The sequence below is a fragment of the Arthrobacter sp. SLBN-122 genome, assembly GCF_006715165.1.
Taxonomy (GTDB): domain Bacteria; phylum Actinomycetota; class Actinomycetes; order Actinomycetales; family Micrococcaceae; genus Arthrobacter.
In genome coordinates, this window is record NZ_VFMS01000001.1 from 1,052,841 (window position 1) to 1,067,697 (window position 14,857).

Sequence of the window (14,857 nt, forward strand, 5' to 3'; positions counted from 1 at the left end):
AGCAAGTTAGTTGAGGCTTCAACAGATGAAGGTTCAACAGTAGAACAACCAGCGCCACATACCTATACAAGGAGCAACATCATGGCACTTCCCGCAGACGTCACCACCGGTACCTGGACCCTGGACAACTCCCACAGCGAGATCGGCTTCACGGTCCGCCACGCCGGCATCAGCAAGGTCCGCGGCCAGTTCAAGGAAGCCGCCGCCACCCTGGACCTGGCCCAGGAGGTTGCCGACTCCACCATCAACGCCACCATCCAGACCGCCAGCTTCGATTCCGGCGACGTCAACCGCGACGGCCACGTCAAGGGCGAGGACTTCTTCGACGTGGAGAAGTTCCCCGAGATCTCCTTCGTGTCCAACGGCCTGGTGGCCAAGGGCAACAGCTACGAACTCACCGGCGACCTGACCATCAAGGGTGTCACCCGTCCGGTGACCCTGGAAACCGAATTCAACGGCGTTGCCGTTGATCCGTTCGGCAACACCCGCGCCGGCGTCTCCGCCGAGACCACCATCAGCCGCAAGGACTTTGGCCTCACCTGGAACGCGGTCCTGGAAGCCGGCGGCGTGCTGGTCAGCGACAAGGTTGCCATCAACCTGGAACTCGCCTTCATCGCTCCCGCAGCATAATTTCACCCCCTCAGGGGCAAACCCCGGCACCAGGCCAACCCGCCTGGCGCCGGGGTCCCTTGTTTAACGGCAACTGCTTAACGGCAACCACCTGCGGCAATAGCGTTGGAATCACCCACAACGCCGCCTGCCGGGGGTACGGTGGACTTAAGCCATGCTGGGGGGAAGGCAGAGGACCGATTCCCGGCAGCCTACCCGGATCCCAACCTGCAGAAGGAACGCCATGAGTACTCCTCCCGTCCCGCCACCCGCGCCCCAGGACCCCCATTCCGGCAACGGCCAGCCGGGGCATGACCAGGCCGGCAACCAGTCCGGAGACCAGCAGCCCCGCTACGGCCAGAACGCGCCGCAGTATGGGCAGAATGCCCCGCAGTACGGCCAGAACACGCCGCAGTACGGCTCCCAGCCGCCGGCAGCGCCGCAGTACGGCCAGAATGGCCCGCAGTATGGGCAGAACCCTCCCCAGTACGGCTCCCAATATGGGCAGAATGCACCCCAGGCTCCCGGCTACGGCCAGAATGCGCCCCAATACGGGCAGTCGCCGTATGGCCAGTACCCCTCGGAGCAGCCGCAACCCGCCGGCGCCAAGGGAATCCCGCAGCTGGTGAACATCTCCTTCTGGCTGCTCATTGCGTCAGCCGTCATTTTCGTCGTCGCAATGCTCACCGGCCTCAGCCAGCTGGACGACCCCGCCTACCGGCAGGCCTTTGAGCAGCAGATGGAGGCCGGCGGCGCCACCGGAGTCACTTATGACGACATCCAGGGAGTCATTGCCGGAACCCTGGTGGTGTTCGCGATCATCGGCGTGGCCCTCTACCTGCTGGTGGCCTTCTTTGTCCGGAAGGGCAAGAACTGGGCGCGCATCCTGGGCACGGTGTTCGCTGCGCTGTCAGTGCTGGGCCTCTTCGGTCCCCCCAGCCTGGGCACAATCGGAACGCTCCTGGGAATCGCGGCCATCGTGCTGCTCTACCTTCCCGGGGCCGCCCCGTACTTCCGGAAGCAGCAGCCGTTCGCCAACCCGTACCCGGGCGGCTTCGGCAATCCGTACGGACGGTAGCGGTACCAGCGCTGAAATCAGGCGGCCCGGGATGCATCGCATCCCGGGCCGCCTGATTTAAATTCCTAGGCCGTCTGCCCTGGCGTCTGGGCCCGTTGCGCGTGGTAGGCCAGGATCTGGAGTTCGGTGGCCATGTCCACCTTGCGGAGGTTCACGCCTTCGGGAACCTGCAGCATCACTGGTGCGAAGCTCAGCACGCTGTGCACGCCTGCCGCCACCACGCGGTCGCACACCCCCTGGGCCACCGCGGCAGGAAGTGCCAGCACCACCATGTTGGCCCCCGTACGGTGCAGGACGGTTTCAAGGTCTGCCACGTCGCTGACGCGCAGCCATCCCACCTCGTTGCCCACCACCATCTGGTCGGCGTCGAAGATGGCCACCACATCGAACCCCCGCGATTCAAAGCCGCCGTAGCGCGCCAGCGCCTTGCCCAGGTTGCCGGCGCCCACTATGGCCACTTTCCAGTCGTGGGTCAGTCCCAGGGCAGCGGCAATGTGGCGGCTGAGGTACTGCACCTCATAGCCAACACCCCTGGTCCCGTAGGACCCCACATGCGACAAGTCCTTGCGCAGTGTTGAGGAACTGACGCCTGAGGCTTCTGCCAGGGACTCGGAGGAAACGCGCTCCACGCCCTCGGACAGCAAGGTGTTCAGGGCGCGGAGGTAAATGGTCAGCCGGGCCACGGCGGCAGGAGGTATCTGCTTGGCGATTGGGCCCGTGGCATCCGGAAGGTCCGGGACAGGCTGGGGCGTTGAACCCAGGGATGTCACCCGCACCTCCCTTGCATCGCGTTGTGAGTCCACTCTAGGTCCCTGCCGCTCATGGCTTCAAAACCCGGGCCATCGAAAACCCGCGGCATCCGGGCATCTGATGTCACTGCCGCTCCCCTACTGGGCCATGGCGCGCTGCAGCACGCGTTCCAGGCGGGCCTCGTCGATCTTCCAGAAGTCGCGCTGCACGCCGTCCACCAGCACTACGGGGATTTCCTCGGCATAACGCTCACGCAGGTCGGGCTGGTTGTCCACTTGCTCTTCGCTCCACGTCAGGCCCAATGTGGCAGTGACCCGGGCGACGGCGTCGCGCGCCTCCTCGCAAAGGTGGCAGTCAGCTTTGGTGACCAGGACGACGCGAGGTGTAGCCATGGCTTAACGGTATCGCCGTTCGTGGCGTGCCGGTGACGCCGACGGCGGCCGGCCAGTGGATTGACTAGACTCGAGTCCATGCCCGAGGAGAAATACGTCGCCGTAGTCACGCGGCCGGTTGCTGCGCCGCAGCCGGGCGAGGCGGCGTTTTTCGATGTGGACAATACCTTGATGCGTGGCGCCAGCCTCTTCCATGTGGCGCGGAAGATGCACCAGCGCGGAGCCTTCACCCTGAGGCAGGCGGCTGGTATGGCCTGGCAACAGTTCAAGTTTGTGGCCCGCGGCGAAAACATGGATGACGTCCACGCCGTCCGCGACTCCGCCCTGAACCTGGCAGTGGGCATCAGCGTGGACGACATCAAGGCGCTGGGTGAAGAAGTTTACGACGAAATGATTGCGTCGCGGATCTGGCCGGGCGCCAAGGCCCTGGCCGAGCAGCACCTGAGGGTAGGCCGCCGCGTCTGGCTGGTGACGGCCACCCCCATCGAAGTGGCCACTGTGATCTCCACCCGGCTGGGACTGACCGGAGCCCTGGGAACCGTGGGCGAGGTATCGGACGGCATGTACACGGGCAGGCTGGTGGGAGACATCCTGCACGGCTCGGCCAAGGCCGTGGCCGTCCAGGCCATCGCGGACGCGGAAGGCCTGGACCTGAAGCGCTGCTGGGCCTACAGCGATTCCTACAACGACGTTCCGCTGCTTTCGCTGGTGGGCCACCCGGTGGCCATCAACCCGGACGCCAAGCTGCGCCGCCACGCGCGCGACCACAACTGGCCGGTTTACGATTTCCGGGCCGGCAGGCGCGCCGCCACCTTTGGGCTCAAGGCGGCCACCTTCGGCGGAGCCGTTTACGGCCTTTGGAAGGGCTTCGCCCGCATCCGCGGCCCCCGCATCTAGGTAGCCCTAAGTGACCCTTCTATGGTTCGTCAAGCCTGGGAGGCGCTGGGTGTGGCGGCGTTGAGGGTGCGGTAGATACGTCGGGCGAGGTAGCGTTTCACGCAGCGGCGGATTTCCCTTTTGGTGCGTCCTTCGGTTTGTCGTTTGGTGACGTAGTTGCTGGTCTCGGTGTCGAACGTCATTCTGCTGAGGGCGACCATGTGCAGTGCCCTGTTCAGGGTTCGGTCACCGCCGCGGTTGAGTCTGTGCCGGACGGTGTTCCCGGAGGAGGCTGGGATCGGGCTGGCCCCGGCTAGCGAGGCGAAGGCGGCTTCGGACCGGACCCGGCCGTGGTGTGACCAGGCGGTGAGGCAGATGGCGGCGGTGACGGGGCCGAAGCCGGTTTCCTGGAGCAAAGGTGCGGCTTCGCTCACTTCCACCAGTTCGGTGATCCGGTCGTTGTTGGTTTTGATCTCCGCGTCGAGCTCGCCGATCCGCTTGGCGAGCCGGACTGCTTCTGAGCGGGCGATCGACAGTGCCAGTGGTTCTTCACGGGCGCGCCAGCGGCAGACTTCACGGATCTGGGTTCCCGTGAGGGGTTTGCGGGCGTCAAGGCCAAGGTCGTTGACCCGGGCCAGCGCTGTTAGGGCGTTCACGGCCCGGGTGCGCTCGGTCGTCATCGACTCCCGCGCGGTGACCAGGACCCGCAAGGCGGCCCGGATACCTTCGTTCAGTCGTGGCCTGCGCAACTGATCCGTTTCCAACGGCAGGACGGCCGCGGCGATCCGGTGGGCATCCAACAGGTCGGATTTGCCAACCCCGTGATGGGACCGGGCATCCATCCTCGGTGCTTCGGCGACGTCGTAGCCGGCGGCGCCTACAGCTCCGGCGAGGAGGGCACCATAGGACGCGGCTCCCTCGATCACCCACAAGGTGGCCAGGTCAGCTCCGATGTGACGTGCCACCCAGGCCAGGGCGCGGTTGATCCCGGCGCTGGTGGTCGGGAAGTCCCGGGTTTGAAGCAGTTCCCCGGTTGTGGTGGTGATGATCGCGTAGACATGGTTTTTGGCGTGGGTATCGACGCCGACGACAAACGGGTGCGAATGCGTAACGATAGACATAGCGGTTCTGGCATCTTCCTCTAGACCGGATAGGGTCAGGCCGCGTTCGGCCGGTACCAGTCCGGGTAGAGGTCACTTCGGAACAGCACTGTGACGAGCCACGCCCCCTTAGAGGGGCCGGGCAACCTTCTGATCAAGTCACCGAGGTGGGCCGGGCAGGTGCCGGCCGTCCACCCCAGCGGACGGACAAGTCATTGAAAGGCACCCACAAGGGGGCCAATCGTTTTGTGAGTCACGACCACAGGGCGGAACGGCCAACACCTACTCTGCCAGCCAGTCCCGGACCAGCCACCCCAATCCTCACAGTCGTTTTGGGCCCTCAGAACGACACTTACTGCTACCTGGTTGGGCGGGGGACACAGAAATGCCCGCCGCCTTGGAAGGCGACGGGCATTTCCACGCTGTTCGAAGTATGTCTACTTCTTGTTACGGCGCTGGTGACGGGTCTTGCGAAGCAGCTTGCGGTGCTTCTTCTTGGCCATACGCTTGCGACGCTTCTTAATAACTGAACCCACGAAAGTTCCTTACAAACTAGATGCAGTACCTGTCTGATGGAGAATGTCCGTGGACAGAGCTACGAACTGAACAACTGACAGATTCTTACAATGACGTAAAACGTTCCTTAACAGGGTACCGCCTATCGGGAGCGGCTCAGGACAGGCCGCCTCAGGCGGTCTCGGTGTGGCCGTCCACCACAGCACCCTTGAGGTACTGTTCGACGGCGTTTTCGGGGACCCGGTAGGAGCGGCCGAAGCGCACTGCCGGCATTTCGCCGGAGTGGACCAGGCGGTAAACAGTCATTTTGGAGACTCGCATGACCTCGGCTACTTCAGCCACGGTCAGGAACTTCGCGTTGGAGAAGTTCTGTTCTGCCGACATTTCCCTATTTTCCTTTGCTGACGGATGGACAACAGTGACCCCAGGTACGTGCCAATGCGGTGTTCCGATGCTGAGCCATCCACCAACCACCTAAAAAGATACTCTAGATGTTCCTGTGGCAGATGTGAAAGTAGTGCTTCCCCTATTTCACCCCCTAATTTGACTGCCTCCGCTTCCGTGCCGATGCCGCCAGCTGTTCAAGAACGGACGCGGAAACCTCCCAGTCCATGCAGGCATCCGTGACGCTTTGCCCGTAGACCAGCTCCAACCGCCCGGCTGCATGATCCGCAACATCCAGGTTCTGCGCGCCGCCCACCAGGAAGCTTTCCAGCATCACCCCGGCCACGGCCCGCGCCGCGGCACCGCCTTCCTCCAGCTGGGCTCCGATTTCCAAGGCAACCTCGGCCTGCCGGTGGTGGCTCTTGCCGCTGTTGGCATGGCTTGCATCAACGATCAGGCGGGGATTCAGTCCCTTGCCTGCCAGTTCAGTAGAGGCGCGTTCGACGTCGGCCGCTGAGTAGTTGGGCCCCTTGCGGCCGCCGCGCAGGATCACGTGGGCGTCCGGGTTGCCGGCCGTTGCCACCAGCGCCGCCCGGCCGTCGCCGTCGATCCCCAGGAAGGCCTGGGCAGCCGCCGCGGCACCGCAGGCGTCGATGGCCACCTGAAGGCCGCCGTCGGTCCCGTTCTTGAAGCCGATGGGCATGGAGAGCCCGGACGCGAGCTGGCGATGGATCTGGCTTTCCGTGGTGCGGGCGCCGATGGCACCCCAGGAGATCAGGTCCGCCATGTACTGCGGGCTGATGGGTTCCAGGAATTCGGTGGCGGTGGGCAGGCCCAGCGCGGTGACCTGCTGCAGGAACTGCCGGGCGGTCCGGAGGCCCGTGACCATGTCGTGGCTGCCGTCAAGCCGCGGATCGTTGATCAGGCCCTTCCAGCCTACGGTGGTGCGCGGTTTTTCGAAGTAGGTCCGCATCACGATCAGCAGGTCTTCCCGGTGCTTCTCCGCCTGGCTGACCAGCCGCCGGGCGTATTCCAGGCCGGCTTTGGGGTCGTGGATGGAGCAAGGGCCAACGATGACCAGCAGGCGGTCATCCACGCCGTCCATGATGGCGCGCACTTCGTCGCGTCCGCGTTCGACGACGGCGGCCGCCCGGGCGTCCAGGGGCAGTTCCGCGAGGAGGTCGGACGGAGCGGGCAGCGGAGTGAATTCGCTGACGCGCAGGTTGGAGGTGGACGTGGTGTCGCTGGCGGTTGCTGCGGCTGTTGCGGTGCTCATGTTCGGGGTCCTGTTCCAGATGGGAAGCGGGCCCGGATTTCAGAACCCGCCGGAGAAACGGCGAAGGGCAGAGAATGATCTCTGCCCTGTTGGCTCTGAAGGAATGCTGGATGCGTGTCAGTTAGACGCGGGCCCCTCCAGAGCCAACGAAAAATACGCATACCAACGGTTAGTCATGGAAAAGACCATAAGCCCAGGCCGCCGCGGGCGCAAAATCAGTGTCCGTCACATTCCGTTACCGCCGGCTTTGGAGTCCGGCCACCAGTTCTGCGTGCTTCCGGTCAGTCAGGCGGTACCAGTACATGATGCCGACCGCTGCCAGCACCAGGACGGCGGGCAGCAGTCCGGCGGCGGCCCGGATGGCCATGACCGCCGGGGCGGCCTGCTCCGCCAGGGACGAGGAATACCCGCCCCACGCCAACGCGAAGGCCACCAGCCCGCCGCCGAAGCCCATGCCCAGTTTCCGGGTTGCCGCCAGGAGCGCATAGTTGATGCCCTGGACCCTGACACCCGTCTTCCATTCGCCGTATTCCACCGTGTCCGCGATCAGGGCCCAGGTGAGGATGCTGACCGTTGCGGCGGACAACTGCGCCACGACCATTCCGGCCACTGCCGGCCAGGGCACTCCCGCGGGCGCCAGGAAAACCACCATCCCGCCTGCGGTGCCCAGCAGGCAGCCCACGGTGAAGACAGCCTTCTTGCCCCACCGGGCCACCGGGCGCGGCATCACGACGGCCAGGGCCAGGGTGATTACCACCTGCGTTGCCGCCAGTAACGGAAAGAGATCCACCCGGCCAAGGACGTCACGCAGGTAGTAGAACTGGGCGGCCACGGTGGCGGAGTTGCCCGTCACCAACAGCACGGAGCTGAGGCACAGGACCACCAGGGGCGAGTTGACCTTGAGCGCCTCCACGGTCTGGCGCCAACTGATCCTCGGGACGCTGCCGGCCACCTGTTCCCGGCATGCGATCCCCGTGAATACGTAGAGCGCGGAACCAATCACCGCGAAGGCCAGCGTCAGCACGGTGAAGATCTGCTGGATGTCCCCGCCCCTGCCCAGGAGCGGGGCCACGAAGAACCCGAGCGCAGCCCCCGTGGACAACCCGCCGATGGTCCGGGCGCCGGCCAGCCTGGCCCGTTCCCGGGGGTCCTGGGTCATGGCCCCCACCAGGCAGCCGTAGGGAACGTTCACCAGGCTGTAGGCAAGGCAGACCAGACCGTACGTGCAGTAGGCATACAGGAGTTTCAGCGCTGGTTCGACGTCCGGCACATGGAACACGGCAATCCCGAGCACCAGTGGAACAAAGCCGAAGACCAGGAAGGGCCGGAACTTTCCCCAGCGGGGGCTGTGGAAACGGTCCACGATCCGGCCTGCGGCAATGTCCGTGAAGGCGTTGAACACCCGCGCCACCACCAGGAGCGTGCCGGCAGCGGCGGCGCCAATGCCGGCAACATCGGTGTAGTAAACCAGCAGGAACATGTTGGCGGTACTGATGATCATGCTGTTCGCCGCGTCGCCCGCGCCATAGCCCCAAATGGCGGCCCTGTTCAGTCGCTTCATTTCTCCTCGTCACGGAACGAGAAAACGTTTTCTCATCCCGTAGGGAATCTACCCCAAAAGCTTGCGGAGAAACACCAGCTGCCGGATCCAGTGGTGCTCCTGGCCGCCTTCGTGGTTGTTGAACCGGTACACCTCGATCTCCTTCTCCGCCCCGCCTGCGGAGGAAGCGGACATGCCGGAGCCGTAGGCGTTGAAGCTGGCGAAGACGGTGGACGCCGGGCAGATGTCGTCCATCAGCGCCGCTGAGTACAGTGCGGGTGCGGTGGCGGAGCGCGCCAGGTTCACACCGTCGAAGTAGGCGAGGACGGCAAGCGTGGACTCGTAGCTGTCCCTGTGCCGTGCCAGGAACTGGGCGATTTCCGGGTAGGGCCCGCGCGGGGTGATGTCAATGGCGCGGGGGAAGTCCTGGAGGAAGGGGACGTCGGGCAGCGCGGCGATGACGCCGTCGAGCCTTCCTGCGGTAAGCCCTGCCGTGGCCACCACCAGCCCGCCGCCCTGGCTGACTCCGGCCAGCACCACCTTGGACGAATCCACGTCGGGGTGGGCCTGGGCGGCCTCCACCGCGCGGAAGGCATCCACATAGACCCGGCGGTAGTAATAGTCCTCCCGGCTGGCGATGCCCCGGGTCATCAGGCCGGCGTGGGCAACATCGCCGGCAGAGGGGTGGGGGTCCGCCGTGTGCCCCAGCGTGCCGCCGTACCCCTGGCCGCGCGTGTCCATGATGAAATGCGCGTACCCGGCCTGCGCCCAGCGTGTGTCCTGGTTGACCAGGCCGCGGCCGCCGGAATAGCCGATGTAGTTCACCACCACCGGAAGCCGCGCGCCGGCGTCCCGGTGGGCCGGAAGATGCAGCCAGCCTTTAACCGGTGCGCCGCCGAAGCCGGAGAAGGTGACATCAAAGGTGTCGATCACGGTGAGGTAGTTCTCCACCGGCTCAAAGTGCGCGTCCAGCGGGAAGGCACGCGCCTCCGCAAGGGTGGCATCCCAGAATGCGGCCATGTCCTCGGGCGGAGTGACGGCCGAGGTGTAGCTGCGAAGCTGGTCAAGGGGCAGGTCGAAGAGGGGCATCGTTGTCCTTCGGCTTTCAGTTGTTCGTAGGCCTCACGGGGAGTTCCTCTATTTCTAGCGCACGTACCCCTGGTGCGCGGTGATGAGGGGTTCGTACCGGCAAAGGCTGGTTCCGGCGGCCATGATTCCGCGCAGGTCCGGCAGCCCGCCGGTGGCAGCACCGGCGGCGCGGGCCTGGATGAGCACGTTGCCCAGGGCGGTGGCTTCGACGGGACCGGCCACGACGGGGCGCCCGGTGGCATTGGCGGTGAGCTGGCAGAGCAGGGTGTTCTGCGAGCCGCCGCCCACCACGTGCACCACGTCCACCTCGCAGTCCGCCAGGCGTTCTGCTGCCGTGATGGTTTTGGCGTATGCGGCGGCGAGGCTGTCCATGATGCAGCGGGTGATGGCTGCGGGATCGTTGGGCAGGACGTCACCTGTACGCCGTACCGCCGCCCGGATGCGCTCGGGCATATTGCCCGGGGCGATGAAGTAGGGATCGTCGGCATTGACCTGGGGACCGCCCGCAGGCAATGCCGCCGCGGCGGCGAGCAGTGCGGCCAGGTCGGGTTGGAAACCCTCACTGGCCCAGGTCCGCTGGCATTCGCTCAGGAGCCACAGTCCGCCCACATTGCGCAGGTAGCGGATAGTGCCGTCCACGCCCCGTTCATTGGTGAAGTTGGCTTCCCTGCTTGCTTCCGTCAGGACCGGATGCTGCAGTTCGAGCCCCACCAGCGACCAGGTGCCGGAGGAGATGTAGGCGAATGCGTCATCCCGGGCGGGAACGGCCACGACGGCGGAGGCAGTGTCGTGCGAGCCCACCGCCACCACTGTGGTTTCACGGGGCAGGCCCACGGCTGCGGCGATCTCCGGCAGGAGGTGTCCGTAGGCTTCCCCGGGCTGGATCAAGGGCGGGAACAGGTCCTTCCGCAGCCCCAGCGCCCTAAAGAACTCGGTGGCCCACTCACCCGCCACGGCGTCGAACAGTCCTGTGGTGGAGGCGTTGGTGGCCTCGGTCCGGCGCACCCCGGTCAGCAGGAACGCGATCAGGTCCGGGATCAGCAACGCCTTCAGCCCGTCCAGGTGACGTTCGGTGGCCAGCTGGTAGATGGTGTTGAACTGGAGGAACTGCAGCCCCGTGGTCTGGTACAGGCGCTCTGGTTCCAGTTTTTTGTGGACAGGGGCAACGGCTGCCCTGCTGCGGTCGTCGCGGTAGCTGTATGGCTGTGCCACCAGCTTCCCCGATGCATCCACCAGGCCATAATCCACTGCCCAGGTGTCAATGCCGATGCTGGCGATCGTCTCACCCTGCACGGCCGCCACTGTGGCCGCAGCGCGGAGGCCGGCCAGGACCTCCGCGAACAGGGCGTCGAAGTCCCAGCGGAGGCCGCCGTCGAGCTCCACCACGCCGTTGGGGAAGCGGTGCACTGTCTCCAGCGACACCCCGGCCCCGGATACGCGGCCCAGCATCACGCGCCCGGAGGAGGCACCAATGTCGACGGCGGCAAACACGCCGGGGGCAGGAACTGTGCTCATCGCAGGAAGGCTGCGGCCACTCCGGCGTCCACGGGGATGTGCAGGCCGGTGGTGTGGGACAGTTCGTTGCTGGTGAGGACGGCGGCGGCGTTGGCCACATGCTCGGGCAGGACTTCGCGCTTGAGCAGGGTGCGCTGGGCGTAGTACTCGCCCAGTTTCTCCTCGTCCACGCCGTACACGGCGGCGCGCTTGGCGCCCCAACCGCCGGCGAAGATGCCGGAACCGCGGACCACGCCGTCGGGGTTGATGCCGTTGACGCGGATGCCGTGCTCGCCCAATTCCGCGGCGAGCAGGCGGACCTGGTGGGCCTGGTCCGCCTTGGTGGCGGAGTAGGCGATGTTGTTGGGGCCGGCGAACACGGAGTTCTTGGAGGAGATGTAGATGATGTCCCCGCCCAGGCCCTGCGCGATCATCACCTTCGCCGCGGCCTTGGCCACCAGGAAGGAGCCCTTGGCCATGACGTTGTGCTGCAGGTCCCAGTCCTTCCCGGTGGTTTCCAGCAGCGGCTTGGAGATGGAGAGGCCGGCGTTGTTGACCACCAGGTCCACGCCGCCGAACGCCAGCACGGCGGCGTCGATCGCGGCGGCAACCTGGGCCTCGTCCGTCACGTCGGCCTGGATGCCGATGGCGACGTCCGGGCCGCCCAGCTCCTCGGCGACCTTTTCCGCGTTCTCGAGGTTCAGGTCCGCGATGACCACGCAGGCGCCTTCCGCGGCGAGGCGGGTGGCGATGGCCTTGCCGATGCCGGAGGCCGCGCCGGTGACCAGGGCGATGCGGGTGGCATGGGACTTGGGCTTGGGCATCCGGGCCAGCTTGGCTTCCTCCAGCGCCCAGTACTCGATCCGGAACTTCTCGGATTCCTCGATCGGGGCATAGGTGGAGATGGCCTCGGCGCCGCGCATCACGTTGATGGCGTTGATGTAGAACTCGCCCGCAACGCGGGCGGTCTGCTTGTTGGCGCCGAAGGAGAACATGCCCACGCCGGGCACCAGCACGATGGCCGGGTCCGCGCCGCGGAGGGCCGGGCTGTCCTGGTCTGCATGGCGGTCGTAGTAGGCCTGGTAGTCCTCGCGGTAGTCCGCGTGCAGCTCGTGCAGCCGTGCGATCGAGTCCTCGACCGACGCGTCAGCAGGCAGGTCCAGGATCAGCGGCTTGACCTTGGTGCGCAGGAAGTGGTCCGGGCAGGAGGTGCCCAGGGCGCCCAGGCGCGGGTGCTCGGCAGCTTCGAGGAAGTCCAGGACGACGGCGTCATCGCTGAAGTGCCCCAGCTGCGGCTTGTCCGCGGAGGCCAGGCCGCGGATCACGGGTGCCAGGGCTGCGGCCTTGGCACGGCGCTCGGTCTCCGGCAGTGCGGCGTAGCCCGGCAGCCTGGAACCGAAGGGCTCGGCCTTGCCGTTGTCCGCAATGTACTTCTCGGCCTGCTCAATGATCCACAGCGAATTCTGCTCGGCTTCTTCACTGGTGGCACCCCAGGCGGTGATGCCGTGTCCGCCCAGGATAGTGCCGATGGCCTGCGGGTTCGCCTCCTTGATCGCGGCGATGTCCAATCCCAGCTGGAAGCCGGGGCGGCGCCAGGGAACCCAGACCACCTTGTTGCCGAAGATCTTGGTGGTCAGCGCTTCGCCGTCCTCAGCGGTGGCAATGGCGATGCCGGAGTCCGGGTGCAGGTGGTCCACGTGCGCGGCGTCCACCAGGCCGTGCATGGCCGTGTCGATCGAGGGGGCTGCGCCACCCTTGCCGTGCAGGCAGTAATCGAACGCGGCCACCATCTCGTCTTCACGTTCAACGCCCGGGTAGACGTTCTTCAGCGCGTTCAGGCGGTCCAGGCGCAGCACCGCCAGGTTCTCTGCCTTCAGCGTGCCCAGGTCCCCGCCGGAACCCTTGACCCAGAGCAGCTGAACGTCCTCACCTGTGACAGGGTCCTTTTCCGTGCCCTTGGCGGAGGTGTTGCCGCCGGCGAAGTTGGTGTTCCGCTTGTCCGCACCCAGGCGGTTGGAACGGGAAATCAGGTCTTCAACAGTCTTGTTGGTCATAACTAATCAGGCGCCCCATCCGGCTTGCTGGCCGCCCACGCGGTCCTCGTTGATCTTCTTCTGGTAACCGCTGGCCTTGAAGGCGGCCAGCGGGTCCGCGGGCAGGCCGCGGGATTCACGCCACTCGGCCAGGATGGGCCGGACGTCGGTGTAGAAGGCATCGTTGAAGATGCCGTTGGCTGCCAGGACATCCCCGGCGCGCTGGGCCTCGCCCAAGGCTGCGGTGTCCACCAGCAAAGCCCGGGCGGTCATTTCCTGGACGTTCAGGACGGAGCGGATCTGGCCCGGGATCTTCTCTTCCAGGTTGTGGCACTGGTCCAGCATGAGGGCCACGCCGGAATCCTTGCCGAAGCCGCCGCCGCGGATGACCTCGTGCATAATGCGGAAGAGCTGGAACGGGTCGGCCGCACCCACAATGAGGTCGTCGTCGGCGTAGAAGCGCGAGTTGAAATCGAAGGAACCCAACTTGCCCAGGCGCAGCAGCTGCATCACGATGAACTCGATGTTGGTGCCCGGGGCGTGGTGGCCGGTGTCCAGGCAGACGAACGCCTTCTCGCCCAGCGCGAGGGTCTGGGCGTAGGAGGTGCCCCAGTCCGGAACATCGGTGTGGTAGAAAGCCGGCTCGAAGAACTTGTATTCGAGCACCAGGCGCTGTTCGTCGCCCAGGGCGGCATAGATCTCCCGCAGGGACTCGGCCAGGCGGTCCTGGCGGCCGCGCATGTCATCCTGGCCCGGGTAATTGGTGCCGTCCGCCAGCCAGATCTTCAAGTCCTTCGAGCCGGTCGCATGCATGATGTCAATGCAGTCCAGGTGGTGGTCGATGGCGCGGCGGCGCACGGCCTCGTTCGAGGACGTCAGTGAGCCAAACTTGTACTCGTCATCCTGGAAGGTGTTGGAGTTGATGGTGCCCAGGCCCACGCCCAGGCCGGCCGCGTACTCCTTCAGTGCGGCGTAGTCGTCCACCTTGTCCCACGGAATATGCAGGGCCACGGTAGGGGCCAGTCCGGTCAGTTCGTGGACCTTGGCGGCGTCCGCCAGCTTTTCCTGCACGGTCCGCGGCGTCCCGGGTGTGCCAAACACCTTGAACCGGGTGCCTGAATTTCCATAGGCCCACGAGGGGACCTCGATGGCAAGCTCCCCGAGCCTGCCCAGCGCCGTTGCTACGTCATTCATGATGGTTCTTTCCGGTGTTTGATGATCAGTCTGATGCGTTGTGGTGGTTGCCCCGCTGCTGGAGCCGTGCCGGTCGTGTCTGGCTATATCAGCCCGCGGAGGACTGTGCTGCCAATTGGCTGTCGAGGTTGAAGACTTCTTCCAGGACCTGGAACCCTTCGTCGGGCGCCTGGCCGGAGTCTTCAAAGAGGGTTGCCATCTCCGCCTGCCAGCGGGCGTTGACGTCCGTGAGGGCCATGCGGGCACGGACGGCATCGAAGTCGTCGCACTCCACGTAGCCCACCAGGAGCCCGTCCCCGGCAAGGAAGAGGGAGTAGTTGTGCCAGCCTGCCTCCTCGAGGGCGTGCAGCATTTCCGGCCACACCGCTGCATGCCGGCGGCGGTATTCGTCGATCAGCGCCGGCTGGATGGAGGAACGGAAACACACCCTCATCGGGAATCCCTTCAATTTCGAAATGTTTTGAATCGTTTCATTGGTACGATTCAAAGTACTCTTGGACTTGAGCAGGTGTCAAGCAATAACAAA

15 protein-coding genes are annotated in these 14,857 nt (G+C 65.5%); 3 read left to right on the forward strand and 12 right to left on the reverse strand.

Translation table 11 applies throughout. The features are described 5' to 3' along the window. Positions 1–81 precede the first annotated feature (81 nt). Positions 82–630, forward strand: coding sequence for a YceI family protein (locus tag FBY36_RS05000; RefSeq protein WP_142117602.1), 549 nt, complete (start codon positions 82–84; stop codon positions 628–630). 223 nt (positions 631–853) lie between these two features. Further along, positions 854–1,687 carry a hypothetical protein gene (locus FBY36_RS05005; RefSeq protein WP_142117603.1) on the forward strand — a complete coding sequence of 278 codons (834 nt, stop codon included), beginning with the start codon at positions 854–856 and terminating at the stop codon, positions 1,685–1,687. Positions 1,688–1,752: 65 nt separating this feature from the next. On the opposite strand, the gene FBY36_RS05010 is transcribed toward FBY36_RS05005, so the two are convergent. After that, complete coding sequence (locus FBY36_RS05010) at positions 1,753–2,457, reverse strand: redox-sensing transcriptional repressor Rex (protein ID WP_142117604.1); 705 nt, start codon at positions 2,455–2,457, stop codon at positions 1,753–1,755. Between the two features lie 117 nt (positions 2,458–2,574). After that, a complete protein-coding gene (locus FBY36_RS05015; protein ID WP_142117605.1) occupies positions 2,575–2,829 on the reverse strand; it encodes a glutaredoxin family protein in 255 nt (84 codons plus the stop codon). Positions 2,830–2,907: 78 nt separating this feature from the next. Here FBY36_RS05015 and FBY36_RS05020 point away from each other — a divergent pair, with 78 nt between their 5' ends. After that, complete coding sequence (locus FBY36_RS05020) at positions 2,908–3,726, forward strand: HAD family hydrolase (RefSeq protein WP_142117606.1); 819 nt, start codon at positions 2,908–2,910, stop codon at positions 3,724–3,726. Between the two features lie 29 nt (positions 3,727–3,755). On the opposite strand, the gene FBY36_RS05025 is transcribed toward FBY36_RS05020, so the two are convergent. From FBY36_RS05025 to FBY36_RS05070, 10 genes are all read right to left on the reverse strand, one after another. After that, on the reverse strand, positions 3,756–4,826 hold the full coding sequence (locus tag FBY36_RS05025) for an IS110 family transposase (protein WP_142117607.1): 1,071 nt from the start codon (positions 4,824–4,826) through the stop codon (positions 3,756–3,758). 416 nt (positions 4,827–5,242) lie between these two features. Further along, entirely contained in the window at positions 5,243–5,341 is a 99-nt protein-coding gene (locus FBY36_RS05030; RefSeq protein ID WP_003792170.1) for a 30S ribosomal protein bS22, read from the reverse strand. A 151-nt stretch (positions 5,342–5,492) separates the two neighbouring features. Further along, on the reverse strand, positions 5,493–5,705 hold the full coding sequence (locus FBY36_RS05035) for a helix-turn-helix domain-containing protein (protein ID WP_043452394.1): 213 nt from the start codon (positions 5,703–5,705) through the stop codon (positions 5,493–5,495). Positions 5,706–5,859: 154 nt separating this feature from the next. Beyond that, on the reverse strand, positions 5,860–6,981 hold the full coding sequence (locus tag FBY36_RS05040) for a 3-deoxy-7-phosphoheptulonate synthase (RefSeq protein WP_142117608.1): 1,122 nt from the start codon (positions 6,979–6,981) through the stop codon (positions 5,860–5,862). Positions 6,982–7,216: 235 nt separating this feature from the next. After that, positions 7,217–8,542, reverse strand: coding sequence for a glycoside-pentoside-hexuronide (GPH):cation symporter (locus FBY36_RS05045; RefSeq protein ID WP_142117609.1), 1,326 nt, complete (start codon positions 8,540–8,542; stop codon positions 7,217–7,219). Positions 8,543–8,590: 48 nt separating this feature from the next. After that, a complete protein-coding gene (locus FBY36_RS05050; protein ID WP_142117610.1) occupies positions 8,591–9,610 on the reverse strand; it encodes an acetylxylan esterase in 1,020 nt (339 codons plus the stop codon). Positions 9,611–9,664: 54 nt separating this feature from the next. Next, positions 9,665–11,125 carry a rhamnulokinase gene (locus FBY36_RS05055; protein WP_142117611.1) on the reverse strand — a complete coding sequence of 487 codons (1,461 nt, stop codon included), beginning with the start codon at positions 11,123–11,125 and terminating at the stop codon, positions 9,665–9,667. Next, positions 11,122–13,158 carry a bifunctional aldolase/short-chain dehydrogenase gene (locus tag FBY36_RS05060; RefSeq protein ID WP_142117612.1) on the reverse strand — a complete coding sequence of 679 codons (2,037 nt, stop codon included), beginning with the start codon at positions 13,156–13,158 and terminating at the stop codon, positions 11,122–11,124. Before FBY36_RS05060 ends, FBY36_RS05055 begins: the two co-directional genes overlap by 4 nt. A gap of 6 nt (positions 13,159–13,164) precedes the next feature. Then, on the reverse strand, positions 13,165–14,331 hold the full coding sequence (rhaI, locus tag FBY36_RS05065; protein WP_142117613.1) for an L-rhamnose isomerase: 1,167 nt from the start codon (positions 14,329–14,331) through the stop codon (positions 13,165–13,167). 88 nt (positions 14,332–14,419) lie between these two features. After that, complete coding sequence (locus FBY36_RS05070) at positions 14,420–14,764, reverse strand: L-rhamnose mutarotase (protein WP_142117614.1); 345 nt, start codon at positions 14,762–14,764, stop codon at positions 14,420–14,422. Positions 14,765–14,857 lie beyond the last annotated feature (93 nt).

Bases quoted from the DNA above. Each gene is read 5' to 3' on its own strand.
- FBY36_RS05000 (WP_142117602.1), top strand. From the start codon at position 82: ATGGCACTTCCCGCAGACGTCACCACCGGTACCTGGACCCTGGACAAC.
- FBY36_RS05005 (WP_142117603.1), top strand. From the start codon at position 854: ATGAGTACTCCTCCCGTCCCGCCACCCGCGCCCCAGGACCCCCATTCC.
- FBY36_RS05015 (WP_142117605.1), bottom strand. From the start codon at position 2,829: ATGGCTACACCTCGCGTCGTCCTGGTCACCAAAGCTGACTGCCACCTT.
- FBY36_RS05020 (WP_142117606.1), top strand. From the start codon at position 2,908: ATGCCCGAGGAGAAATACGTCGCCGTAGTCACGCGGCCGGTTGCTGCG.
- FBY36_RS05025 (WP_142117607.1), bottom strand. From the start codon at position 4,826: ATGTCTATCGTTACGCATTCGCACCCGTTTGTCGTCGGCGTCGATACC.
- FBY36_RS05035 (WP_043452394.1), bottom strand. From the start codon at position 5,705: ATGTCGGCAGAACAGAACTTCTCCAACGCGAAGTTCCTGACCGTGGCT.
- FBY36_RS05040 (WP_142117608.1), bottom strand. From the start codon at position 6,981: ATGAGCACCGCAACAGCCGCAGCAACCGCCAGCGACACCACGTCCACC.
- FBY36_RS05045 (WP_142117609.1), bottom strand. From the start codon at position 8,542: ATGAAGCGACTGAACAGGGCCGCCATTTGGGGCTATGGCGCGGGCGAC.
- FBY36_RS05050 (WP_142117610.1), bottom strand. From the start codon at position 9,610: ATGCCCCTCTTCGACCTGCCCCTTGACCAGCTTCGCAGCTACACCTCG.
- FBY36_RS05055 (WP_142117611.1), bottom strand. From the start codon at position 11,125: ATGAGCACAGTTCCTGCCCCCGGCGTGTTTGCCGCCGTCGACATTGGT.
- FBY36_RS05060 (WP_142117612.1), bottom strand. From the start codon at position 13,158: ATGACCAACAAGACTGTTGAAGACCTGATTTCCCGTTCCAACCGCCTG.
- rhaI (WP_142117613.1), bottom strand. From the start codon at position 14,331: ATGAATGACGTAGCAACGGCGCTGGGCAGGCTCGGGGAGCTTGCCATC.
- FBY36_RS05070 (WP_142117614.1), bottom strand. From the start codon at position 14,764: ATGAGGGTGTGTTTCCGTTCCTCCATCCAGCCGGCGCTGATCGACGAA.